Origin of the sequence: Verticiella sediminum, from assembly GCF_007558815.1 — a bacterium.
GTDB lineage: Bacteria > Pseudomonadota > Gammaproteobacteria > Burkholderiales > Burkholderiaceae_B > Verticiella > Verticiella sediminum.
This window is the reverse complement of the sequence record NZ_VLTJ01000032.1, coordinates 18,686-41,327: the sequence shown is the minus strand read 5'-3', so window position 1 is coordinate 41,327 and position 22,642 is coordinate 18,686. Positions and strand designations below refer to the sequence as shown.

Here is a 22,642-nt window from a genome sequence, read left to right as displayed (position 1 = left end):
AGCGGCCGCCGGCGCATGGCCCACCCGCACGCATGCGCGCAAGGTGCTGCTGCTCGCCGGCTGCGTGCAGCCCGCCATGATGCCCAACGTCAACGCCGCCACCGCCCGGGTGCTGGATGCCGCCGGCATCCAGACGCTGCTCGCCAAGGACGCCGGATGCTGCGGCGGCGTGAAGTTCCATCTGAACGACCAGGCGGGCGGGCTGGCACAGATGCGCGCGCTGATCGACGCCTGGTGGCCGCTGATCGAAGGCAGCGATGTGGAGGCCATCGTGATGAACGCCTCCGGCTGTGGCGTGACCGTGCGCGAATACGGCCATCTGCTGCGCCACGACGCGGCCTACGCCGCCAAGGCCCAGCGCGTGAGCGACATGACGCGCGACCTGGGCGAATACCTGGACGAGCTGGCGCAGGCCCTGCAGGGCCGCGTGCGCCCGCCCGCCGGCACCATCGCCTATCACCCGCCCTGCACCCTGCAGCACGGCCAGCGGCGGCGCGGCGAGGTGGAGCAGGGCCTGCGCGCGCTGGGCTTCGAGCTGCGCGTGGCGAACGAGGAATCCCACCTGTGCTGTGGTTCGGCCGGGACGTATTCGGTGCTGCAGCCCGAGATCGCGGGCGCGCTGCGCGAGCGCAAGCTCGGGCACCTGCAGGCGCTCGCGCCGGTGGAGATCGTCTCGGCCAACGTGGGCTGCATCAGCCACCTGCAGGCCGGCGCGGGCGACACGCCGGTACGGCACTGGGTGGAGCTGCTCGACGCGGCGCTGGCGCCGGCGGGCTGATCCGCCGCGGCTACGCGCGCCTCATTCGTGCTTGAAGGTGGGCGAACGCTTCTCGAGGAAGGCCTTCATGCCTTCCTTCTGGTCGTAGGTGGCGAACAGCGAATGGAAGGCGCGGCGCTCGAACAGCACGCCCTCGGTGAGCGAGGACTCGTAGGCGCGGTTGACCGACTCCTTGGCCATCATGACCGACGGCAGCGACATCGAGGCGATGATGGTCGCGGCCTCCAGGGCTTCGTTCATGAGTTCGGCGGCGGGCACCACGCGCGACACCAGGCCGGCGCGCTCGGCCTCGTCGGCCTTCATCATGCGGCCGGTGAGCACCATGTCCATGGCCTTGGACTTGCCCACCGCGCGCGGCAGGCGCTGCGTGCCGCCCGCGCCGGGGATCACACCCAGCTTGATCTCGGGCTGGCCGAAGCGGGCGCTGTCGGCGGCGATGATGAAGTCGCACATCATGGCGAGTTCGCAGCCGCCGCCCAGGGCATAGCCGGCGACGGCGGCGATGACGGGCTTGCGCACGCGGCGCAGGGTTTCCCAGTTGCGCGTGATGTAGTCGGTGCCGTAGACCTCCATGTACGACCAGTTCTGCATCGCACCGATGTCCGCGCCGGCGGCAAAAGCCTTGTCGCTGCCGGTGATGACGATACAACCGATGTCCAGGTTGGCATCGAAATCGAGCAGCGCGGCGCCGAGCTGGTTCATCAGCTCATCGTTCAGCGCGTTGAGCGCCTTGGGACGGTTCAGCGTGATGAGACCGACGCGGCCATGGGTTTCGGTGAGGACGAAGGCTTCGCTCATGGGTATCTCCTGAAGGCCCGCGGCCCCGTAGCCAGTGGGCGAGTATGATGGACCGAAGCATTGTGCCAGTAATCCCCTGCGCGGGTCACCCCGATGCCCGTGCCCGCCCACGACATGACCGATACCCCGATCCACTATCGACTCGCCCCCATCGACCTCGCCGGCCATCGCTGCGAAGTCACCCTCACCATCGACAACCCCGCCCCCGACGGCCAGATCGTCTCGCTGCCCGCGTGGATCCCGGGCAGCTACCTGATCCGCGAGTTCGCCCGCCAGATCGAACGCATCGAAGCGCGCTGCGGGCGCCGCAAGGTGGCACTCACCAAGCTCGACAAGCATAGCTGGCACGCCGCCCCCTGCCGTGGCGCGCTGACCATCACCTGCGTGATCTATGCCTGGGATCTTTCGGTGCGTGCCGCGCACCTGGACGAGACCCACGGCTTCTTCAACGGCACCAGCCTGTTCCTGCGCGTGCATGGGCAGGAACACCTGCCCTGCCTGCTCGAGCTCGTCGAACCGGACTCCAGGCAGATAGCGCACGGCCCCTGGCGCGTATACACCAGCCTGCCCGAGGCCCGCGGCGTAGCGGGCGCAGCGCGCCGCCACGGCTTCGGCCTGTATCGCGCGCCGGACTACGACGCCCTGCTCGATCACCCCATCGAGATGGGCACGCCGCAAGTGGCGAGCTTCACGGCGCACGGCGCCGAGCACGAGATGGTCTTCACCGGCATCGTGCCGGGCCTGGACCTGGCGCGCATCGTGAGCGACTGCCAACGCATCTGCGAAGCGCAGATCGCCTTCTTCGAGCCGCGCACGCGCAGGGCGCCCTTTCTCGACAGCGCCGAACGCTATGTCTTCATGACCCTGGTGACCGGCGATGGCTACGGCGGCCTGGAGCATCGCGCCTCGACCGCGCTCATGACCAGCCGCAACGATCTGCCCGTGATCGGCAACCCCGAGCAGACCGACGGCTATCGCGGCTTTCTCGGCCTGGTCAGCCACGAATACTTCCACACCTGGAACGTCAAGCGCATCAAGCCCGCCGCCTTCGCGCCCTACGATCTCGCGCGCGAGAACTACACGCGGCTGCTCTGGGTGTTCGAAGGCTTTACCTCGTTCTACGACGACGTGTTCCTGCTGCGCGCCGGCGTGATCGACCGCAAGGCCTATCTCAAGCTGCTGGCGCGCACCGTGGCGGCGGTCGAGCGCGGCCCCGGCCGCCTGAAGCAATCGGTGGCGGAAAGCTCGTTCGATGCGTGGTCGCGCTACTACCGCCAGGACGAGAATTCGCCCAACGCCATCGTCAGCTACTACACCAAGGGCTCGCTCGCGGCGCTGGGGCTGGACATCACGATCCGCAACGGCTCGGCCGGCAAGCGCTCGCTGGACGACGTGATGCGCCTGATGTGGCGCACGTATGGCCGCGACTTCTACCAGGGCCGCATGCAGGGCGTGGCCGAGCACGAGTTCGCGGAACTCATTCTCGAAGCCACCGGCGTGGATGCGAGCGAGTTCATCGCGCGCTACGTCGACGGCCGCGAGGACGTGCCGGTGCGCGAACTGCTCGCCACCCAGGGCATACGCACGCAGCCGGCCAAGCCCGGGCTATCGCCCTCGCTCGACGTGCGCCTGCGCGCGCAGGGCAGCGACGTGGTGCTGGCCACCGTGTACGAAGGCGGCGCGGCGCACCGCGGCGGGCTGTCGGCGCTGGACGTGCTGCTCGCCATCGACGGGCTGCGCGTGGGCACGCCGGCCGCCGTGGACGCATTGCTCGCCCGCTATCGGCCGGGGCAGATCGTGCGCATCCATGCCTTCCGGCGCGACGAACTGCGCGAGTACCGCGTACGGCTGGCCGAGCCGGCCGAGGGCGAGCCGGTATTCTTCGCTGGGTGACGCTTTCATCCCCACTGGCCGTCGGCAGGCGCCCAGTGGGGAAAGACGTCGGGTGGTGCGCAACCCCGGCGCGCTTTGCGGAGGCCGCCAGCAGTGCGCACAACAAGATGCACCAAGATGCATCCAGAGGCTACTATCGCAAGACAGGAGAAGACCGATGGGCCTTTGGCAAGTTTCCCCGTTCCGACAGATGCGCCGTGCATACGCCGGCATTCTGCGCACCCAGGAGGCCGTGGCCGCGAGCGAGCGCAAGCTCCAGGCATCGCTGCAGCATCTGACGCGCCAGGTGGATGCGCTGGCAAGGCAACAAGAACCTCGACGCGAGGAGGCGAACGGGCCTGCGCATGTCCCGCAAGCGCCGCATGCGCTGCTACCCGCCACGAGCGCGCTGACGGATGTCGGGCTCTACGAACGCATGGGGTTCCGGCTGCTGCTGGACAGCACGAGCGAGGTCGATCGCTGCGTGATCGACAGCGGCAGTTGGGAGGCCGACCAGACCCGGTATTTCGTGCAGACGCTCGCTCGCCTGCAGCAAGACCGCAGCGTAGTGTTTCTCGATCTCGGCGCCTACTGGGGCCTGTATTCGCTGCTGGCCATGCGCGCCGGCGTGCAGCGCATCCATGCCTTCGATGCCGACCCGCACAATTTCGCGCAGTTGCAGGCGCAGATCTTCCTGAACCTCGCCGCCACGCGGATCACGCCCCACAACCTGGCCATCAGCGACGCGGCCGGCACCCTGACCTTCTTCGACAGCCGGGCGCATCCCGACGGCAACCGCGGCGGCGTCGGCGTGGTCGGCGACGACTTTCCGCTGGCCACGCTGCGCGTGCCGGCCGTGAGCATCGACGAGTACCTGCCGCTGCAGGACGAGCGCATCGTCATCAAGATGGATCTCGAAGGCCACGAGGACCGCGCCCTGGCCGGCCTGGAACGCACGGTAAAGACGAACGAAGTCTTCATGCAGGTGGAAGTGTTCGAAGGCAATGCGCAACGCATCCTGCCCGTGGTCGAACGCCTGGGGCTGCGCCAGGTTCACGCCCTGGGCGTGGACCGCTATTTCACCAACATGCCGTAGGTTGGCGCATCGCCGGGACGGGCGCGGCCCGGCGGCCCCTCAGCGCGCGCCCTCCACCCCCTCTTCCACCACCATCGCCGGCTGGTCGCGCCGCGCCAGGGCGGCGTAGAGCACACCGGTGACGACGCTGCCCGCGACGATCGCCAGGAGATACAGCAGTGCGTGGTTGATGGCGTTCGGGATCAGCAGCACGAACACGCCGCCATGCGGGGCCATCAGCCGGCAGCCGAAGTACATGCTCAGGGCGCCGGTCAGCGCGCCGCCGACGATGCTGGCCGGGATGACGCGCAGCGGATCGCGCGCGGCGAACGGGATGGCGCCCTCGGAGATGAAGCAGGCGCCCAGCACCAGGGCCGCTTTGCCCGCGTCGCGCTCGGCCTTGGCGAACTTGTGGCGGGCGAGCAGGGTGGCGATGCCCAGGCCGATCGGCGGCACCATGCCGGCGGCCATCGTCGCCGCCATGGGCGCATAGCTCTGCGAGGCCAGCAGGCCGACCGAGAAGGCGTACGCCGCCTTGTTCACCGGACCGCCCAGGTCCACGCACATCATGGCGCCGAGCAGCAGGCCCAGCAGCACCGCGTTGGAGGTGCCCATGGTGTCCAGAAAGCGCGTGAGCCCTTCCAGCACGCCCGCCACGGGCTTGCCCACGACGTAGATCATGAGCAGCCCGGTGACGAGGCTGGCCACCAGCGGAATGATGAGAATGGGCTTGAGCGCCTCCAGGCTCTGCGGCAGCTTCAGGTGCCGGCTAATCGCGCGCGCACTGTAGCCGGCGATGAAGCCGGCCACGATGCCGCCGATGAAGCCGGCGCCCAGCGTGCTGGCCAGCATGCCGCCGATCATGCCCGGCGCCAGGCCCGGGCGGTCGGCGATCGAATACGCGATGTAGCCCGCGAGCAGCGGCACCATCAGTTGGAATGCCGTCTCGCCGCCGATGGTCATCAGCGCCGCGGCGAGGGTGCCTTCTTCCCTGAAGGCCTCGATGCCGAAGACGAAGGACAGCGCAATCAACAGGCCGCCCGCGACCACCATCGGCAGCATGTACGACACGCCGGTGAGCAGGTGCTTGTAGACGCCGGCGGACTCGCCCTTGCCGGCCTTGGCGGCCTTGCCTTCGGCGCCGCCTGCGCCGGCCGCTGGCGCGGCACCCATGGTTTGTGCTTCGGCCAGCGCGCGCTTGAGCGTGGCCTCGCCCTGCTTCAGGGCCTGCCCCGTGCCGCAGTGGTAGACGCGCTTGCCGGCAAACCGCACGGTGTCGACCTCGATGTCGGTGGCGAGCAGCACCACGTCGGCGTCGGCGATGTCCTGCGCCGAGAGCGGATCGCGGGCGCCGACGGAGCCCTGGGTCTCGACCTTCAGGCCGTAGCCGAGCTTCTGCGCCGCCTGCTTGAGGGCCTCGGCGGCCATGAAGGTATGCGCCACCCCGGTCGGGCAGGCCGTGACGGCGACCACGCGGGGCGCCTGGCCGCCCTCGGCCGGCGTCGCCGTGCCAAGCGCAGCCGCCGACAGTTCGGCCTCGCGTTCGGCGCGCTGCAGGAAGGCGCCGGGGTTCTCCAGCGCCTCCTGCGGGCTTGCCTGGTAGACGCGCTTGCCGGCGAAGCGTTCGCGGCCGGTCTCGCCCTGGCCGATCAGGAGCACCCAGTCGGCCCGGGCCAGGGCCTCGGCCGACAAGCGGCGCTCGGGATGCTGTGGATCATCGAGCTCGACCGAGACCTCCCAGCCGAGGCGGCTGGCCGCACCGGCCAGCAGGCGTGCGCTGAGTTCTGCCGTGGCGCGATCGCCCGGGTATGCGCTGACGATGGCCAGGTTCATTGGCCGTCCTCCTGTACCGCATGTATCGTGACTGCCTGCTGCAGCGGTTCGAGCTTGGCGACATCGGGGACCCCGGCGCCGAGCTGGGTGACGGCAAGCGCGCCGACGGCCGCGGCCAGGCGCAGGCTGCGCTCGGGCGGCCAGCCGCTCAAGAGGCCGTGCGCCATGCCCGCGAGCAGCGAATCGCCCGCGCCCACCGTGCTGACCATCGGCACCTTGGGCGACGTGGCGCGCAGGGCCATCCCCGGCCCGAACCAGCACACACCGTCGCTGCCCATGGACACGACGACGTGCTCGACGCCCAGGCCGTGCAGGCGTTCGGCTTCGGCAGCCAGGTCGGCCAGCGCAGCCAGCGGGCGCCCGGCGTACTCCGACAGCTCGTTGATATTGGGCTTGATCAGCGCAGGCCGCGCCGTGATGCCCGCGCGCAGGGCGGCGCCGCTGCTGTCGAGCAGCACCGGCTTGCCGTAGTCGTGCAGCGCGGCGACGAAGCCGGCGAACCAGTCGGGAGCGACGCCTGGCGGCAGGCTGCCCGCCACCACGACCAGATCCTGATCGGCCATCAGCGCGTCCAGGGAGGCGAACAGCGCCTGCTGGGCGCCGGCATCGACCTGCATGCCGGGCCCATTGACGTCGGTCACGCGCCCATCGGCCTCGGCGATCTTGACGTTGCAGCGGGTCTGGCCCGGCACGCGCACGAAACCATCGCGCCATTTGCGCCGCGCGAACAGGCCGTCGAAGGCCTCGTGGTTGTCCATGCCGAGAAAGCCGGCGACCGTCAGCGTATGGCCGAGGTCGGTCAACACGCGCGCCACGTTCAGCCCCTTGCCGGCCGGATGCAAGTGCTGCTCCACGCTGCGGTTGACGATCCCCAACTGCAGTTGCGGCAGTTGCACGGTCAGGTCCAGCGCGGGATTGAGTGTGAAAGTGAGTACCTTGGCCATCAGAATCTCTCCGCCAGCGCGCGCACGGCGGCCGCGCCGTCCAGGGTCAGTGCGGTGGCCGCCAGCTCCACCGCCGTCGAATACTGCAGCTCGCGCACGCGCGCCTTGACCTCAGGGATGCCGCCGGGCGACAGGCTCAGTTCGTCCACCCCCAGGCCGACCAGCAGCGGCACGGCGAGCGGATCGCCGGCCAGCTCGCCGCACACGCCCACCCACTTGCCCTCGGCGTGGGCGGCGCGCACGGTCATGTCGATCATGCGCAGCACCGCGGGGTGCAGGCCGTCGGCCTGTGCCGACAGCGTGGGGTGGCCGCGGTCGATCGCCAGGCAGTACTGCGTGAGATCGTTGGTGCCGATGCTGAAGAAATCCACTTCGCGCGCCAGCACCGGCGCCAGCATCACGGCCGACGGCACCTCGACCATGATGCCCAGTTGCAGGTCGGCCTGCGGAATCTCGCGGGCGAGCAGGCGGGTCATTTCGCGGGCCTGGCGCCATTCGTCCACGCCGCCGACCATCGGGAACATGATGCGCAGCGGCCGGCCATCGCTCGCGCGCAGCAGGGCGCGCAACTGCGTTTCCATGAGCTGCGGGCGGCGCAGCGTGAGGCGGATGCCGCGCACGCCCAGGAACGGGTTGTCCTCGTGCGGCACCGGCCAGTAGGGCAAGGGCTTGTCGCCGCCCACGTCCAGCGTGCGCGCGACCAGCGGACGGCCGTCGAGCGCGTCGAACACGCGCCGGTACTCCGCCTCCTGCGTCGCCAGGTCGGGCGCCTGGGGTTGCGCCATGAAGATGAACTCGGTGCGCAGCAGGCCCACGCCCTCGGCGCCTTGCGCCATGGCCTTGGCCGCGCCGGCGCTGTCGCCCAGGTTGGCGGCCACTTCGACCGCATGGCCGTCGCGCGTGCGGGCCGGTTCGAGCTTGTGGGCTTCGGCCAGGCGCAGCCGCTCGGCGCGCCGATGCTGCTCCTCGCGGGCATGTTCGACCTGCGCGTCGTCCGGGCCGACGAGCAGGCGCCCGCGCTGGCCGTCGAGCAGCACGCGGGTGCCCTCGGCGAGCAGCAGCACACCGTCGCCCGCGCCCACCAGCGCCGGAATGCCCAGCGCCCGCGCCACGATGGCGCTGTGCGCCGTCGCCCCGCCGCGCGCGGTGAGCAGCCCCGCGACGCGCTCGCGATCGAGCCGTGCCACGTCCGATGGCGTCATCTCGGCCATGACCAGCACGTAGGGCTCGTCGGGCGCCGTGACTTCGGCCACGCCGCACAGGCGGCCCAGCACCCGCCGCCCGATGTCGCGCAGATCGGCCGCGCGTTCGGCGAGCACCGCGTCCTGCAGCCGCTCCTGCGCCACAGCGGCCTCTTCGATCACGGTGGCCCAGGCCGCCTCGGCGCTCTCGCCTTGCTGCAGTCGCGCGTGCACTTCGTCGGTGAGCGCCGGGTCGGCCAGCATTTCCAGGTGCGCGCCGAAGATGTCGCGCACCGCCTTGGCCTCGCTGCGCGCGACCAGGGCCTCGACTTCCGCCCGCGCCTCTGCCAGGGCGGCGGCCAGCCGTTCGCGCTCGATCGCCGGCGATTCGCCCCGGCTCGGGTACTCCAGCGCGCACGCCAACTGCAGGTGCACCGGGCCGATCGCGACGCCGGGCGCGGCGGGCACCGCGTGCAGCCAGCTTCCGAGCAGCGGCGCCTGCGCCGGCGGCTCTTGTTCCATGTCCGCCTGCGCCTGCGTGGGCAGGGGCGCAGCGGGCACCACTTCCGACAGCGGCTCGACCGGCTCGCCCAGGCCCTGCTCGATGGCGGCGCGCAGCAGCGGCAACGCCCGGTCCGCAATCGCCGGTTCGGCCAGCAGCTCGATGGTCTGGCCACGGTACACGCCCAGGCTCAACAGCTTGCTCAGGCTCTTGGCGGACACCGCCGGGCCGTCGCTGTCGACCAGCCGCACCCGGACATCCCCCTCGAACTGCTTGGCCAGTTGCACCAGTTCGCGCGCCGGCCGCGCATGCAAGCCGTGCGCGTTGGCCAGGCGCACGCGCACCGCGGGCCACTCGGGCACCGCCTCGCCGCCCAGCGCCTCGAGCACGTCGCGGCTGGCGCGGGCCTGCGTGAGCTCGCCGCTGCGCCCGCTCAACAACAGTTCGCACAGACGATCGAGCAGCTTCAGGTGGGCGTCGCCGGTGCTGGCCAGGCAGAGCAGGCCCTCGACCGGCTGGCCGCGATGGCGCAGCGGCCGCTCGGGCTTGAGATAGGCCAGCGCCGGGCGCAGGACGCCGGCCTCGCTGCTCACCCACCACAGCCCGCCGCCCAGCGGCATCGGCTCCTCGCCCAGCACCTCGGCGGCGAACTCGCGGCCGACGCAGTCGGCCCGGCGCAGCAGGCGCACGCCCTGGATGATGAGTTCGTCGACGTCCTCGGCAGGCGTGTCCAGGCCGATCAGCCGGCGATCCAGTTCGAGCTCCTTGGGCGCGCTCTGCAGCAGGCCCAGGATCGCGTCGGGAGTGTTCGCCTGACGCAGGGCGTCGGCCAGATCCGCCTCGCCCAGCGCACGCGTCAGCATCTGCAGCAGCCGCAGGTGCTCGTCCGAACGCGCAGCAATGCCGATGGCCAGGTACACCATCTGCCCCTGGCCCCAATCCACGCCGTCGGGGAACTGCAGCAGCCGGACCCCGGTGCGCTCGACCAGCTCGCGCGTCTCGGGCGTGCCGTGCGGGATCGCGATGCCCTGCCCCAGGTAGGTCACGCCCTGGGCTTCGCGGGCCTGCAGCCCCTTGAGATAGCCTTCGCGCACCAGCCCGTCGGCTTGCAACTCGCGCGCGAGCAGCGCCAGCGCCGCTTCCTTGTCGGGGACGGCAACCCCCATCGAAACCTGCTCAGCCGTCAGCTCGAGCATCGTGTCACCTCGTTCGGGCCGCGGCCCGCGTCATCGTCCATCAAGCAGGGCGCCGGGCGCGCCGGCGCCGCCGGCGCGGCTTCCCGCATCGGCCCGCCGCAAAGGCGCACACAGTAACCGGCAACCTCCACCGATGGAAGCGTCGCACAAAGACGTGCCCTGTCGCCGTTGTATCCCGCCCAACAACGGCGGGATCGCGTAACAAATGCAACCGGCGGCCCACGCTTCGGCGGCGCGCAATGGTTGCGCCCTGCCGGCCGAGCATACAGCGCCGGTGCCCGGGTCATGCATGGCCCGGAGGACTGGATGGATGGGCACGAGGCAAGGCGTGCCGATACGGGCACGCCGGATGGCCGCCTCCCGGTGGGTGGCGGGTGGCGGCGCTGCGTCGCCAGACAGCGCGACCAGCCGCCGCTAGCGCCCCTTGCGCGTCGGGTCCAGCGCCACCCGCACGGCCTCGCCGAGCGTGTTCACCGCCAGCGCGGTGAAGAGGATCGCCAACCCCGGCACGATCATCTGCTCGGGCGCGATCTCCATGTACTGGTAGGCGCGCGCCAGCATCGCGCCCCAACTGGTCTCGGGCGGCTGCACGCCCAGGCCGAGGAAGCTCAGGCTGGCCTCGGCCAGCAGCGCGGTGGCGAGCAGCAGCGTCACCTGCACGATCACCGGCTGGATCGCGTTCGGCACGATATGGCGCCACAGGATGCGCGCCGGCGTGGCGCCGAAGGCCCTGGCCGCATCCACGTAGAGGCTTTCGCGCACCACCAGCGTCTGCGCCCGCACCAGCCGGGCGACCTGCGGGGAGAACACGATACCCACCGAGATCATGGCGTTGGTGAGGCCGATGCCGAGGGCGCCGGTGACGGCCACCGCCAGCACGATGGCCGGGAACGACAGGAAAGTGTCGATCAGGCGGCTGATGACATCGTCCACCCAGCCGCCGACGAAGCCGGCGATCAGACCCACGGGCAGGCCGATGGCGACCGCCACCGCCACCGCGAGCACGCTCGCATAGAGCGTGGCCGGCGCGCCGTGGATCAGCCGGCTCAGCACGTCGCGGCCCAGGTCGTCGGTGCCCAGCCAGTGCGCGGCATCGGGCACGGCGAGGATGTTGTTGAAATCCTGGTCGGTGGGCGTGTACGGCGCGATCCACGGCGCCAGGATCGCCACCAGCAGCAAGGCGACCAGAAAGACCAGGCTCAGCGCAGCGCCCGGCTGGCGCCGCAGCCACGACCTGCGGCGGCGCGGGGCGGTGGCCGGATTCGCTGCGGCGGCCGGCTCGGCTTTCTCGAAGGGAACGGAACTCATCGGCGTGCTACCCGGGGATCGAGGATCGTATAGAACAGGTCGATCAGCAGGTTCACGCTGATGACCACCAGCACCATGACCAGGACGGCGCCCTGGATCACCGGGAAATCCTTGTGAATGGCGGCGTACACCACCGACGAGCCGATGCCGGGGATGGCGAAGACCGCCTCGACCACCACGGTGGCGCCGAGCAGCCGGTTGAAGACGAGGCCGGTGACGGTAAGCATGGTGACGCTGACGTTCTTCAGGCCGTGCTTCCAGAGGATGGCGGTGTCCGACAGCCCCTTGGCGCGCAGGGTGCGCACGTATTGCGAGGACAGCACTTCGATGAGCGCGCTGCGCAACTGCCGCGCCACGTCGGCGATGCCGCCCGAGGCCAGCGCCACCGCGGGCAGCGTGGCGGCATGCAGCGCGCCCCACGGGTCGTCGCCGAACGCCACCGCGCCCGTGGCCGGAAACCAGCCGAGTTGCAGCGCGAAGTAGGACACCAGCAGCATGGCCAGCCAGAAATTGGGCACGGCGATGCCGACCGAGGCCAGGCCCGTCACGAAGCCGTCGATGCGGCTGCCCGGACGCGTCGCGGCGAGCACGCCCAGGGGCAGGCCGATCGCCAGCGACAGCACCATGGCATAACCCACGATCAGTAGCGTCAGGGGAAATGTCCGTGCAATCGTGTCGAGCACCGGCGCGCCGGAGAGAATCGATCTCGACAGATCGCCGTGCAGCGCATTCCACAGCCAGTCGCCGTACTGCACCAGCATGGGCCGGTCCAGGCCGTACAGACCGCGGATCTCGGCGATGCGCGCCTGCGAGGCGTTCTCGCCGGCCAGCGTGACCGCGATGTCGCCCGGCACGAGCTGCATCAGGCCGAACACGATGAAGGTGGCGAGCAGGATCACCGGCACGAACTGCAGCAGTCGATTGCCGAGGAAACGCACGCGCTCGCGTTGGATCATGGCACGCTCCTAAGATGAGTCGATCCCGCCTGGAGGATCAGCCCGGGCGTAGCACAGTCCCTGCGAGCTGTCCTACGCCTGGCGAATCCGAGCGGCATGCAAGCCGCGAGGTGGGCGGGCTCTTCCTCGTGATCAGGCGAGATGCACGCCCTCGAACTTGGGCTTGCCGAGCAGGTTGGTCTTGAAGCCCTGCACCTTGGGGGTGTAGCCCGCGAGTTCGTACTGGAAGATGAGCGGCGCGACCAGCGCCTGCTCGGTGACGATGCGCTGCACGGTCGCGAGTTCCTTCTTGCGGGCCTCCTGGTCTTCCGTAGCGCGGCTGGCCAGGATGGCTTCGGTCAGTTCGGGCGAGGGCTCGGCATGGCCGGCGTTGAAGTAGGCGTCCTTGAGATACATGAGCGCATACGACAGCGAAGGGTCCGGGCGGCCGGTCCAGGCCGACAGGATGCCGTCGCCCCGGCCTTCGGCGAAGTACTGCGCGCTCTTCTCGGCGATCGAGCCGTTCTCGAAGCGGCAGCGGATGCCGGCCCGACGGAACTGTTCGATCAGGATCTCCTGGCGCTGCACCGAGCGCTGGTCGGTATAGCCCAGCAGATGCAGGTCCATGCCGTCCTTGTAGCCGGCCTCGGCGAGCAACTGGCGCGCTTTGTCCGGGTCGTGCGGCCAGCAGTTCTCGAGCGAGGGCTCGTAGGCCCAGTGCTGCTTGGGCAGGTTCATCCACGCCACCTCGCCGATGCCCATCATGCTCGCTTTCAGGAAGGCCTCGCGGTCGATCGCGTGGTTGATCGCCAGGCGCACGCGCTGGTCGTCCAGCGGCTTGCGGCCGTAGTTCAGGTAGATCTGCAGGCAGTAGAGCGTGGGGCCGGAGACCGACTCGATGTTGCGCGCCCGGTCCATGATCTGCTTTTGCTGCGGCGAAAGCTGGTACACGAAATCGTTCTGCCCGCCCATCACCGAGCGCAGGCCGGTGTTGACCTCGGGGATGATGGCGAAGTCGATGCCGGCGACCTGGGCCACGTCCTTGCGCCAGTGGTTCTCGTAGCGCGTGACGCTGATGCGCTCGTTGTTGACCCAGGCGTCGAACTTCCACGGGCCGGCGCCGACCGGGTTGCGGTCGTGATCGTCGCCGAACTTCTTGACGGCGGTGGGCGAGCACATCATGCCGGCGCGGTCGGACAGGATGAGCGGCAGCGCCGAGTCGGGCTGCTGCAGGCGCAGCGTGACCTGCATCGGGCCGGTGACTTCCACCGCCTCCACGGTGGAAAGATCGGCCTTGATGTTGGAGCGCGGGGCGGTCTTGTTGCGTTCGAGATTGAACTTGACGGCTTCGGCGTCGAACGGCGTGCCGTCGTGGAACGTGACGCCGCTGCGCAGGTTGAGCACCAGGGTCTTGGCATCGCTGAACTGCCAGCTCTCGGCCAGGCCCGGCTTGGCCTCCAGGGTCTCGAAATCCCACATCACCAGGGTGTCGAACATGGGGAAGAGAAACGGGTGATCGCTGCCGGCGCCGCCCGTGGCCGGGTCCAGGCTGGACGGATTGGCCGGCGCGGCCACGCGCAGGCGCCCGCCTGCGGCCGCGCCGGCCCAGGCGCCGCCGGGCAGGGCGAGGGAAGCAGCGCCTCCGGCCAGCACCGCGATCATCTGGCGGCGCGTGAGCGCAACACGGCTCGGGCCGCGCGATTCGTCGAGAATGCGAAAGCTCATCGATCTTCTCCTTGTGGCCGCTAGGCCGTGGCCTCGGCTGCCGGGCAGCCAGTATTGGCGGGAACTTGCATGCCTTCTCTTGCAGCGAAATGACAGGCCACCCAATGGCCTTGCGCCAGCTCGCGCCAGGCCGGCTCCTGCTCCGCGCACCGCGCCTGGGCGTACCGGCAGCGCGTGCGGAAGCGGCAACCCGACGGCGGGGCGATGGGGCTGGGCACTTCGCCCTGCAGCACGATGCGGTTGGCGCGGCCCTGGCCCGGCATGGGCGAGGGCTCGGCCGAGAGCAACGCCTGTGTGTAGGGATGCAGGGCGCCGCGCTCCAGGGTGGCGGCATCGGCCAGTTCCATGAAGCGCCCGAGGTACATCACGGCGATGCGGTCGCTGATGTGCGAGACGACGCCCAGGTCGTGGGTGATGAAGACGTAGGTGAGGCCGAAGCGCTGCTGCAGGTCGGCGAAGAGGTTGAGGATGTCGGCCTGGATCGAGACATCCAGCGCGGCGACGACCTCGTCGCAGACGATCATGCGCGGCTGCAGCGTAAGCACGCGTGCGATGTTCACGCGCTGCTTCTGGCCGCCCGAGATCTCGTGCGGGTAGCGCTCGGCGAACTCCGGCCCGAGGCCGGCGTGGTCCAGTGCCTGCAGAACGCGCTCGCGCCGCTCGGCGCGCGGCAGCGTGCCCTGGATGTCCAGCGGCTCGCGCACGCTGTCGCCGATGCGCATGCGCGGGTCCAGCGCGGCGTTGGGGTCCTGGAACACCACCTGGAAGTCGCGCCGCAAGGCGCGCAGGGCGGCGCCCGAGAGTCTGGCCGGGTCCTGGCCGTCCAGGCGCAGCGTGCCGCCGGTGGGCTGGGTGAGCATCACCATCACGCGGCCCAGCGTGGATTTGCCCGAACCGGATTCGCCGATGATGCCGAAGGTTTCGCCTTCGCACACATCGAAGGAGACGCCGTCCACGGCCTTGACGGTCTCGCGCGCGCGTGCCGTCGGAAAGTGTACGCGCAGGTCGTGCACGCTCAAGAGCGTGCTGGTCTGAACGGCGGACATCGCGCGCGCTTTCTCGCGCGGCCCCGCGGCGTGCGCCGCGCCGGGTTGGACGATGGCGTTCATGTGGAGGCTCCCGGCAGGTCGAGTTCGTCGTGGCGCACGCAGCGCACGCTGCGCTGGGCGCCGGCCGGACGCAAGGGCTGCAGCTCGTGGCAAACGTCGCGCGCATGCGCGCAGCGCGCCGCGAAACGACAGCCCACCGGCATCTCCGTGAGCCGCGGCACGCGGCCCGGCACCGACGGCAGGCGCGACTTGCGTTCGCTCAGTCGCGGCATGGAACGCAGCAGCCCGGAGGTGTAGGGATGCTGCGGCGCCGCCAGCGCCTGGCCGACCGGGGCATCCTCGACCACCTCGCCCGCGTACATGGTGAGCACGCGCGTGCAGGTCTCGGCGACCACGCCCAAGTCGTGCGTGATGAACAGCAGCGCGGTGCCGTTGCGCTCGCTCAGGGCGAGCAGCAGGTCGATGATCTGCGCCTGGATCGTCACGTCCAGCGCGGTGGTGGGCTCGTCGGCGATCAGCAGGCGCGGCCGGCAGACCAGCGCAATGGCGATCATCGCGCGCTGGCGCATGCCGCCCGAGAGCTGGTGCGGGTAGTCGTCCACGCGCCGCTCCGGCGCCGGGATGCCCACTTCGGCCAGCGCGGCGATGGCGCGCTCGCGCGCCTGCCTGTCGTCGATGCGCTGGTGCGCCTTGAGCGTCTCGGCGATCTGCTGGCCGATGGTGAAGACGGGGTCGAGCGCGCTCATGGGTTCCTGGAAGATCATGCCGATCTGCGCGCCGCGCACCCGCCGCCAGGCGCGCGCACCCTGGGCGAGCAGGTCCTGGCCGTCGAAACGCACGGCACCCTCGACGCGGCTGCGCCCGGGCGGCAGCAGGCCGAGGAGCGACAGACCGGTGACGGTCTTGCCGCAACCGCTTTCGCCCACCAGGCCCACTCGCTCGCCGGGCCGGATGGCGAAACTCACGTCGCGCGTGGCCTGGACTTCGTCGCCGGGTTCGCCGAAGTGGATCGAGAGCTGGCGCACGTCCAGCAGCGGTGCGGCGGCGTCGGCCGTCACGCCCCTGTGCACGCCCGCCATGTCGTCGGGCGCCGCGCGTCTGGCGCTGGCGCTCCAGCCGGAAGCAGTCATGTCGGCACTCCTGAAGTCGGGCGGATGAACTTGGCGGGCGGATAGGCCTGTTCGCCGATCACGCCGGCCGCGCGTAGCTGCGCGATGGCCTCGGCGTCCAGGCCCAGGCGGCCGAGCACCCGGTCGTTGTGCTCGCCCAGCGTCGGCGCAGGGCCGCGCATCGGCAGGGCGCGCCCTTGCGGCCGGAACGGCGCGGCGGGCAGCGGATGCGACCCTACATGCGGCCGCATCATCTCGCGCCAGTGGCCGCGGGCCGCCAGGTGCGCGTCGTCGAACAGATCGTGCGGCGCGCGGATCACGCCGGCCGGCACCCCGGCGGCCTGCAAGAGGTGCATGGCGCTGTCCGCAGCGTGCCGGGCTGTCCATGCGGCGATGATGCGGTCCAGCCTGTCGTGTGCCGCGCGCCGGCCCGCGGCGTGCGCGAGCGTGGCGTCCCGGCGCAGGTCGTCGCGGCCGAGCGCCTGGCACAGCGCGGCCCAGGCGGCATCGTCGGCCACGCTCACCAGCACCCAGGCGTCGGCCCCAGCGCAACGGTAGATGCCGTGCGGGGCGTGGTCCGGATGCCGGTTGCCGACCCGTTCGGGGGTGGCGCCGGCGGCCGAATGTGCGAGCAGCCAGGGCGCTGCGTACGGCAGCATGCATTCGATCTGCGAGATGTCCAGATGCTGGCCTTCGCCGGTGAGATCGCGCCACATCAGCGCGGCAAGCGCGGCGCAGGCCGCATTGAGCCCTCCCACGGCGTCGCCGTAGGCGATGTGGTTCATGACCGGCGGCTGCCCCGGCACGCCGTTCAGGCCGGGCAGGCCCGCGCCCTGCTCCAGCGTCGAACCATACGCGCGGCATTCGGCCCAGGCGCCCCCGGCACCGTAGGCGGACATGGACAGCATGACCAGATCGGGCTTGATCGCGCGCAGTTGCGGATAGTCCAGGCCGAGCTTGGCCAGCACGCCGTTGGAATAGTTCTCGACAACGAGATCCGCATCGCGCGCCAGCGCCTTCACCAGCGCCACGCCTTCCGGGTGCGTCAGGTCGAGCGTGATGCCTTCCTTGTTGCGGTTCATCATGTTGAACCGCGGCTGCTTCTCGTAGAGGCGGGCGGCATAGTCGTCGGGATTGATGCTGGTGCCGCGCCACCAGTCGGCGTAGCCGCAGCTCTCGACCTTGACGACGCTGGCGCCGAGATCGGCGAGCTGGCGCGTGCACAAGGGGCCGGCCCAGCCCATGGAGAGGTCGAGCACGCGCAGCCCGGCGAGCGGCTGCGCGGGGCTGGCCGCGGCATCGGCACGCGGCGCCCGGGCCAGCGCCCCGGGCCAGGCGCCCGTGGGCGCCGGCGCGGCGGCTTCGCCCAGCCGGGGAACCCGGCCGCCCGCCGCCAGCCCGCGGATGCGCCAGGGCACGCCGGGGCCGTGCAGCGTACGTGCACCAAGCTCGTAGGTGGCCAGCGCGCCGCGCGCCGCGAAGCGCGGCGACGCGAGCACTTGCCCCATGTCGGGCATCTCCACGAAAGGCAGACGGCGCGCCAGCCCTTGCTCGAACCATTCGGCGGCCGTGCGCTCGCGCAGGCGAGGGCCGATGAGGGTATCGATGCGGTCGGCCTGGGCGAGCCGGTCCACGCCGGTGGCGAGGGCGGGGTCGGCAGCCAGTTCGGGCAGCCCGAGCAATGCACAGAAGTCGCGCCATTGCGCCGGCGTGATCACAGTGACGCCCAGCCAGCCCTGGGCACATGCGTAGACCCCCATCGGGAAGGTCGGTGTGTAGCGGTTGAGCCCCAGGCGCGCCGGCCGCGCACCCTTGCCGTGCGCCTCGGTGGCCTGCATCTCGGCGAGCACGCAGGAGGCTTCGAACACGCTGGTCTCCCACTGCATGCCGGCCACGCCGCGCAAGCGTCCGTACAGGGAGGCGGCCACCGCGACGAACGCCGCGAGCCCCGCGCTGACGGCGGCCTGATAGTCCGGCAGGCCGAGCGGCGGGCCGGCCGCGGGCCCGGTGAGAGAGGTCAGTCCGGCCAGCGCCCGGCACACGGCATCGGTGCCGCGAAATCCGGCGTACGGCCCGCTGCGGCCGAACCAGCTCAGGTCGGCAACGATGAGGCCGGGACGCTCGCGGCGCAGGCCTTCGAGGTCGATGCCCAGGCGCGTGCGCTCGGACGCCGTGAGGCTGTCGATGACGACATCGGCCGAGACCAGCCTGTCGAGCAGTGTCGCGCCCGCGTCGCCGAGCCTCGCGCTGTGCTTGCCGGCGTTGAGCCAGGCGAACCACGCGCTCGCCAGCCCCGGCTCGCCGCCGGCGATGCACGGTGAAGCATGGCGCGCCGGGTCGCCCGCCGGTGGCTCGAACTTGACGACATGCGCACCCAGCTCGGCCAGCAGCCGGGCCGTATAGGCGCCGGCCGGCAGCACGCCCAGCTCGAGCACGCTCAGGCCGGCGAACAGCGCTGGCGGCGTCACGCCACGCCTCGCACCACAGCGGCATGCATCGCCGCGGCGCCGTGTAGGCATCGCGAGGATGATCCGCAGCCGGCAAGTCCGGACTTGCTCATGTCTCCTCCTGGACCCTCGTGCCGGCGCTACCGTGCCGAGGGTTTTCTTTGCAGTCCCGCCGACGATTCGGTGGGAGGGGTTGCGGTCGATTAAGCCATGTGGCCCGTTATATTGTCAACAATCAACAAACTACTTAAAAACCCCGAGATCACGGCCGGGCCCTACAATGCCGCGACACCCCTGTTACCCCCTCGCTCATGCGCATTCTCGACACTCCCGACATCCCCGACTGGCACCGTCTTGCCGAGGACTGGCGCCGCCACATCCCGCCGCCCAGGCCGGTCGCGCGCACCATTCCCGAGCAGATCGCCGACGACCTGGGCGCCGCCCTGGTGGCCGGGCAATACGGCGACGGCGAAAGGCTGCCGGAGCAGGAGCTCGCCGACGCGTTCCGCGTCAGCCGCGGGCCGGTGCGCGAAGCGCTGCGCCTGCTCGAACGGCGCGGCCTGGTGAGCGTGGTTCCGCGCCGCGGCGCGCAGGCGCGCGGCGTGACGCTCGCCGCCATCGCCGACCTCTTCAACGTGCGCACCGCCCTGTGCGCGCTCGGCGCGCGCCAGGCCGCCCTGGTCGGCGAGCAGGCCTATTGCGACACGCTCGAGCGCCGCATCGAGGACATGCAGTCGCACGAGGAGGATGACAGCCTGGCAGTGCGTTTCGCCACCGATACCAGCCGGGCCGCGCGCACGGTGGTGGCCGCCAGCCACAATGTGCCAGCCATTCAGCTCATGGCCGAATTGTCGGAACAGACGGTGTGGCGGGTGATCTGGACCTATCCGCTGGACTACCGCACGCGCCAGCGGCGGCTCGAGCACAAGTCGCTGTACCGGCAATTGCACGGCGCGCTGCTCGCCGGCGATCCCGACGCGGCCGAGCACTACATGCGGCGCACCCTGGAATCGACTCGGGACTCGGCCATCGAGACGCTTTCCAAGCTGCGCGGCGAGCAGGTGCCGGCCGACCGCCTGCCGCACACGGCCTGAGCCGCCGCCCGCCTCGTCACTGGCCATCATGGAGAGCCGGCCCCCAAGCCGAGCCGGGTCGTGCCTGGCGACGGCGTCGAGCATGTCGGCCAGCCTGCGCGTGCGCAGGCCGCCAGGGCGGCCTTCGTGCGCTTGCCTGCGTCCAGCGCCCGCTTCAGGGACGCAGGCGCACCAGCACCTGGCCTTCGGCGACGGCGTCCTGCTCGGCGACCAGGATCTCGTCCACCACGCCGGCAGCACCGGCCTGAACCGGGATCTCCATCTTCATCGACTCCAGGATCACCAGTTCGTCCTCGGGGCCGACCTGCTGGCCCACGGAGACGAGCACCTTCCAGACCGAGCCCGCCACTTCCGACTGCACTGCCGCCATTGCCATCTCCCCGACGTTATTGTTGATTGTTGACAATAAACCAGGTCCCTCGTATTGTCCATGCATGGTCCTCCCGACTTCCATGCCGCAGCGCGCGCGCCCGGTCGCGTCCGGCAGCCGCGCCGCCAACCGGCCGCGCACCGTGCCGGAGCAGATCGCCGATGAATTCGGCGCGCGCGTGATCGAAGGCACCGTCGTGGCCGGACACCGCATCACCGAGCAGGAAGTGGCCCTGCGCTTCGGCGTCAGCCGGGCGCCCGCCAGGGAGGCCCTGCGCCTGCTGGAGCGCCGCGGCCTGATCGAGATTCTTCCCCGGCGCGGCACCTACGTCCGAGCGGTCAGCACCAACGCCATCGCCGAGCTCTTCAACGTCCGGATCGCACTGGCGGGCTATGCCGCGCGCGCCATGGCGCAGGCGCGGCCCGACGGCCACGTCGGCGCGCTCGAGCATCGGCTGGCCGACATGCGCGCCATGGCCCGACGAAGCGATGCGGACCCTCGCGAGTTCGCCCGCGCCTATAGCCGCGCGATCGGCAGCATCGCGAAGGGCAGCGGCAACGACGCCCTCGCGGCGGTGATGCGCGACCTGGCGAATCACACGGCCTGGACCACGGTCTGGCGCCACACCCTCGACTTCGCGACGCCGCGACGCCGGGACGCTGTGTGCCGCCGGATCGGCCGCGTCGTGCAGGCCATCGCGGCCGGCGACGGCGAAGGCGCCGAATCCGAGCTGCGCGTGGCGCTCGAGGACACGCGCGACACCGCGCTCGGCGCGCTCACGCAATTGCGCGGCGACGCGCTGGACGAGCGGCACCGGGTCCGCACACAGGCGACGGACAGCGATCCGCGCCATGACCACAAGGAGGAGACGAGGCATGAGCTGGCAGGAAGAAATCGACGACCTGGAAAGGCGCCGCCGACTGGCCCTTGAGCTGGGCGGCCCGGACAAGGTCGAGCGCCACCACAACGCAGGCAAGCTCACCGTCCGCGAGCGCATCGCCGGCCTGGCCGACCCGGGCAGCTTCGAGGAGTTCGGCTCGATCGCCGGCTTTCCGCAGTACGACGAGCACGGGCGGCTGGCCGCCTTCACGCCCAGCAACGTCATCTGCGGCCGCGCCACGCTCGGCGGGCGGGCGATCTTTCTCACCGGCGACGACTTCACCGTACGCGGCGGCGCGAGCGACGGCGGGCTCAAGGACAAGTTCGGCTTTGCCGAGACACAGGCGCGGCGCTGGCGCACGCCCCTGGTCCGCCTGGTCGACGGTACCGGAGGCGGCGGCTCGGTCAAGCAGTTGGAAATCATCGGCCGCACCTACCTGCCCGACGTGCGCGACTTCACCGAAGTGCTCGGTGCGCTGTCCGAGGTGCCGGTGGTGGCCCTGGGCCTGGGCTCCGTGGCCGGCATGGGCGCGGCGCGCGTCTGCGCGAGCCACTACTCGATGATGGTGCGCGGCACATCGCAGCTATTCGCCGCCGGCCCGCCGGTGGTGGCGCGCACAGGCCAGGAACTCACCAAGGAGGAGCTGGGCGGCAGCGGCATCCACGCGCGCAACGGCACCATCGACGATGAAGTCCAGAGCGAGGCCGAGGCGTTCGAGCGCGCACGCCGCTTTCTCTCCTACCTGCCGAACTCGGTGCACGAACTCGCCGGCCGTACCGAGTGCGCGGACGACCCCGAGCGCGGGGACGAAGCCCTGCTCGGCGCCGTGCCGCGCGAGGCGCGCAAGGTCTACAAGATGCGGCCCATCGTGGAATCGGTGGTCGATCGCGAGAGCTGGTTCGAGATGGGCCGGGGCTGGGGCAAGTCGGTGATCACCGGCCTCGCGCGGCTGGATGGCTGGCCGGTGGCCGTGCTGGCCAGCGACCCCTACCACTATGGCGGCGCATGGACGGTGGACGCCTGCCGCAAGGCGATCCGGCTGGTCGACCTCGCGCAGACCTTCCAGTTGCCGGTGGTGCATCTGGTCGACATCCCCGGCTTTCTCATCGGCAAGGACGCCGAGGCATCGGGCATCATGCGCTACGGCACCCAGGCCCTGACCGCGATCCGGCAAGCGACCGTGCCCTGGTGCGCGATCATGGTCCGCAAGGCCTTCGGCATGGCCGCCCTGGCCCAGCGCAACGGCTCGCCGGCCTTCATGCGCTACGCCTGGCCTTCGGCGCAATGGGGCTCGCTGCCGATCGCCGGCGGCGTGCAGGCGGCCTACCGCGCGCAGATCGAGGCCGCGCCGGACCCGGATGCGTGCCGGGCCGAGATCGAGCAGCGGCTCGAAGCGCTGCAATCGCCCCTGCGCACGGCCGAGTCGTTCGGCGTGGAGGAAATCATCGACCCGCGCCAGACCCGGCGCTACCTGTGCCGCTTCGCCAACCTCGCCGCGCCGCTGCGCGAGCCGGGCAAGCCGGCCTTCGGCTATCGGCCGTGAGGC

Annotated in this window: 17 protein-coding genes; 6 read left to right on the top strand and 11 right to left on the bottom strand. The window is 70.7% G+C overall.

Going from position 1 to position 22,642, the window contains the following annotated elements:
• Positions 1-778: glycolate oxidase subunit GlcF (gene glcF / locus FOZ76_RS17815; protein ID WP_143949639.1), on the top strand; the 778-nt coding region annotated here is incomplete at its 5' end.
• 21 nt (positions 779-799) lie between these two features.
• Here the strand turns inward: glcF and FOZ76_RS17810 are convergent.
• Positions 800-1,576 (bottom strand): enoyl-CoA hydratase, encoded by a 777-nt coding sequence (locus tag FOZ76_RS17810; RefSeq protein WP_143949638.1) that lies wholly within the window; start codon positions 1,574-1,576, stop codon positions 800-802.
• 93 nt (positions 1,577-1,669) lie between these two features.
• On the opposite strand from FOZ76_RS17810, the gene FOZ76_RS17805 reads away from it, so the two are divergent.
• A complete protein-coding gene (locus tag FOZ76_RS17805; protein ID WP_246129603.1) occupies positions 1,670-3,469 on the top strand; it encodes a M61 family metallopeptidase in 1,800 nt (599 codons plus the stop codon).
• A 157-nt stretch (positions 3,470-3,626) separates the two neighbouring features.
• A complete protein-coding gene (locus FOZ76_RS17800; protein WP_170235520.1) occupies positions 3,627-4,544 on the top strand; it encodes an FkbM family methyltransferase in 918 nt (305 codons plus the stop codon).
• 39 nt (positions 4,545-4,583) lie between these two features.
• On the opposite strand, the gene FOZ76_RS17795 is transcribed toward FOZ76_RS17800, so the two are convergent.
• From FOZ76_RS17795 to FOZ76_RS17755, 9 genes are all read right to left on the bottom strand, one after another.
• The gene (locus tag FOZ76_RS17795) at positions 4,584-6,356 is read right to left on the bottom strand and encodes a fructose-specific PTS transporter subunit EIIC (protein ID WP_143949636.1); all 1,773 of its coding nucleotides are present in this window, start codon (positions 6,354-6,356) and stop codon (positions 4,584-4,586) included.
• A complete protein-coding gene (pfkB, locus tag FOZ76_RS17790; RefSeq protein WP_143949635.1) occupies positions 6,353-7,300 on the bottom strand; it encodes a 1-phosphofructokinase in 948 nt (315 codons plus the stop codon). The genes FOZ76_RS17795 and pfkB overlap by 4 nt, the downstream gene beginning before the upstream one ends.
• Positions 7,300-10,179: a phosphoenolpyruvate--protein phosphotransferase gene (gene ptsP, locus FOZ76_RS17785; RefSeq protein ID WP_143949634.1), complete on the bottom strand. Its 2,880-nt coding sequence runs from the start codon at positions 10,177-10,179 to the stop codon at positions 7,300-7,302. Before ptsP ends, pfkB begins: the two co-directional genes overlap by 1 nt.
• Before the next feature lie 414 nt (positions 10,180-10,593).
• Entirely contained in the window at positions 10,594-11,487 is an 894-nt protein-coding gene (locus FOZ76_RS17780) for an ABC transporter permease (protein WP_143949633.1), read from the bottom strand.
• Positions 11,484-12,443, bottom strand: coding sequence for an ABC transporter permease (locus FOZ76_RS17775; protein WP_143949632.1), 960 nt, complete (start codon positions 12,441-12,443; stop codon positions 11,484-11,486). Before FOZ76_RS17775 ends, FOZ76_RS17780 begins: the two co-directional genes overlap by 4 nt.
• A 132-nt stretch (positions 12,444-12,575) precedes the next feature.
• On the bottom strand, positions 12,576-14,147 hold the full coding sequence (locus FOZ76_RS17770; protein ID WP_143949631.1) for an ABC transporter substrate-binding protein: 1,572 nt from the start codon (positions 14,145-14,147) through the stop codon (positions 12,576-12,578).
• A 20-nt stretch (positions 14,148-14,167) separates the two neighbouring features.
• The gene (locus FOZ76_RS17765) at positions 14,168-15,256 is read right to left on the bottom strand and encodes an ABC transporter ATP-binding protein (RefSeq protein ID WP_246129601.1); all 1,089 of its coding nucleotides are present in this window, start codon (positions 15,254-15,256) and stop codon (positions 14,168-14,170) included.
• Positions 15,253-16,326, bottom strand: coding sequence for an ABC transporter ATP-binding protein (locus tag FOZ76_RS17760; protein ID WP_246129599.1), 1,074 nt, complete (start codon positions 16,324-16,326; stop codon positions 15,253-15,255). The genes FOZ76_RS17765 and FOZ76_RS17760 overlap by 4 nt, the downstream gene beginning before the upstream one ends.
• Positions 16,323-18,773: a CaiB/BaiF CoA transferase family protein gene (locus FOZ76_RS17755; protein WP_170235519.1), complete on the bottom strand. Its 2,451-nt coding sequence runs from the start codon at positions 18,771-18,773 to the stop codon at positions 16,323-16,325. Before FOZ76_RS17755 ends, FOZ76_RS17760 begins: the two co-directional genes overlap by 4 nt.
• Before the next feature lie 290 nt (positions 18,774-19,063).
• Here FOZ76_RS17755 and FOZ76_RS17750 point away from each other — a divergent pair, with 290 nt between their 5' ends.
• On the top strand, positions 19,064-19,846 hold the full coding sequence (locus FOZ76_RS17750) for a GntR family transcriptional regulator (RefSeq protein ID WP_143949629.1): 783 nt from the start codon (positions 19,064-19,066) through the stop codon (positions 19,844-19,846).
• A gap of 154 nt (positions 19,847-20,000) precedes the next feature.
• Here the strand turns inward: FOZ76_RS17750 and FOZ76_RS17745 are convergent, their stop codons facing one another.
• Positions 20,001-20,216, bottom strand: coding sequence for an acyl-CoA carboxylase biotin carboxyl carrier protein subunit (locus FOZ76_RS17745; RefSeq protein ID WP_143949628.1), 216 nt, complete (start codon positions 20,214-20,216; stop codon positions 20,001-20,003).
• Between the two features lie 64 nt (positions 20,217-20,280).
• Between FOZ76_RS17745 and FOZ76_RS17740 the strand changes: the two genes are divergently transcribed.
• Positions 20,281-21,147: a GntR family transcriptional regulator gene (locus FOZ76_RS17740; protein ID WP_143949627.1), complete on the top strand. Its 867-nt coding sequence runs from the start codon at positions 20,281-20,283 to the stop codon at positions 21,145-21,147.
• On the top strand, positions 21,092-22,639 hold the full coding sequence (locus tag FOZ76_RS17735) for an acyl-CoA carboxylase subunit beta (protein WP_143949626.1): 1,548 nt from the start codon (positions 21,092-21,094) through the stop codon (positions 22,637-22,639). Before FOZ76_RS17740 ends, FOZ76_RS17735 begins: the two co-directional genes overlap by 56 nt.
• Positions 22,640-22,642 lie beyond the last annotated feature (3 nt).

Coding starts and splice junctions, on each gene's coding strand:
- FOZ76_RS17780 (WP_143949633.1), bottom strand. CDS start 11,487: ATGAGTTCCGTTCCCTTCGAGAAAGCCGAGCCGGCCGCCGCAGCGAAT.
- FOZ76_RS17775 (WP_143949632.1), bottom strand. CDS start 12,443: ATGATCCAACGCGAGCGCGTGCGTTTCCTCGGCAATCGACTGCTGCAG.
- FOZ76_RS17740 (WP_143949627.1), top strand. CDS start 20,281: ATGGTCCTCCCGACTTCCATGCCGCAGCGCGCGCGCCCGGTCGCGTCC.
- FOZ76_RS17795 (WP_143949636.1), bottom strand. CDS start 6,356: ATGAACCTGGCCATCGTCAGCGCATACCCGGGCGATCGCGCCACGGCA.
- ptsP (WP_143949634.1), bottom strand. CDS start 10,179: ATGCTCGAGCTGACGGCTGAGCAGGTTTCGATGGGGGTTGCCGTCCCC.
- pfkB (WP_143949635.1), bottom strand. CDS start 7,300: ATGGCCAAGGTACTCACTTTCACACTCAATCCCGCGCTGGACCTGACC.
- FOZ76_RS17735 (WP_143949626.1), top strand. CDS start 21,092: ATGAGCTGGCAGGAAGAAATCGACGACCTGGAAAGGCGCCGCCGACTG.
- FOZ76_RS17765 (WP_246129601.1), bottom strand. CDS start 15,256: ATGAACGCCATCGTCCAACCCGGCGCGGCGCACGCCGCGGGGCCGCGC.
- FOZ76_RS17745 (WP_143949628.1), bottom strand. CDS start 20,216: ATGGCGGCAGTGCAGTCGGAAGTGGCGGGCTCGGTCTGGAAGGTGCTC.
- FOZ76_RS17800 (WP_170235520.1), top strand. CDS start 3,627: ATGGGCCTTTGGCAAGTTTCCCCGTTCCGACAGATGCGCCGTGCATAC.
- FOZ76_RS17750 (WP_143949629.1), top strand. CDS start 19,064: ATGCGCATTCTCGACACTCCCGACATCCCCGACTGGCACCGTCTTGCC.
- FOZ76_RS17770 (WP_143949631.1), bottom strand. CDS start 14,147: ATGAGCTTTCGCATTCTCGACGAATCGCGCGGCCCGAGCCGTGTTGCG.
- FOZ76_RS17810 (WP_143949638.1), bottom strand. CDS start 1,576: ATGAGCGAAGCCTTCGTCCTCACCGAAACCCATGGCCGCGTCGGTCTC.
- FOZ76_RS17760 (WP_246129599.1), bottom strand. CDS start 16,326: ATGACTGCTTCCGGCTGGAGCGCCAGCGCCAGACGCGCGGCGCCCGAC.
- FOZ76_RS17805 (WP_246129603.1), top strand. CDS start 1,670: ATGCCCGTGCCCGCCCACGACATGACCGATACCCCGATCCACTATCGA.